1 protein-coding gene is annotated in these 545 nt (G+C 56.1%); it reads left to right on the top strand.

What is annotated here, in order from left to right:
- Positions 1-530, top strand: a 530-nt coding sequence (locus tag ACGKZZ_RS17280) for a transposase (RefSeq protein WP_411224757.1), incomplete at its 5' end; no start/stop codon positions are given.
- Between the last annotated feature and the right edge of the window lie 15 nt (positions 531-545).

Here is a 545-nt window from a genome sequence, read left to right as displayed (position 1 = left end):
TTCTTGGGCAGATCAAGGCGCAGGGGAAGCTCGGATCAACCGAGATGTTTGCAGCCATGGACGAAGACCTCAAAGGCTTGCTCGACAGCCAAATTGCCGGGCTCGAAGCTCAGATCGAAGATATCATCGCAGCCGATGCGAGCCTTGCCATGACTGCGGATATCCTGCGTTCCGTTCCTGGAATCGGCCCAGTTGCCAGCACAATGCTAATCGCAGAAATGCCGGAACTCGGTCAGATCAGTGGCGAGCAAGCTGCTGCCCTCACAGGCTTGGCCCCCATTGCACATGACAGCGGGGCGATGCGAGGCAAGCGTGCAATTGGAGGCGGTCGGCGGCTGCTGCGACATGTCATGTTCCAGGCTGCTCTTGTCGCCAGCCATCACAATCCAGTCCTGAAAATCTTCGCCGATCGTTTGCGGGCCGCAGGAAAGCCACACAAGGTCGTCATTACAGCTGTCGCTCGAAAGCTCATTACAATCGTCAACGCCCTCTGTAAATCAAGCCAGAAATGGGCCGTTCCAGCAAGTTGAAGATACAGTTGCTAG

Source organism: Marivita sp. S2033, assembly GCF_046592965.1.
Lineage (GTDB): Bacteria > Pseudomonadota > Alphaproteobacteria > Rhodobacterales > Rhodobacteraceae > Marivita.
Note: the sequence above shows the minus strand (reverse complement) of the source record. Positions and strands in the feature narration are given on the sequence as shown.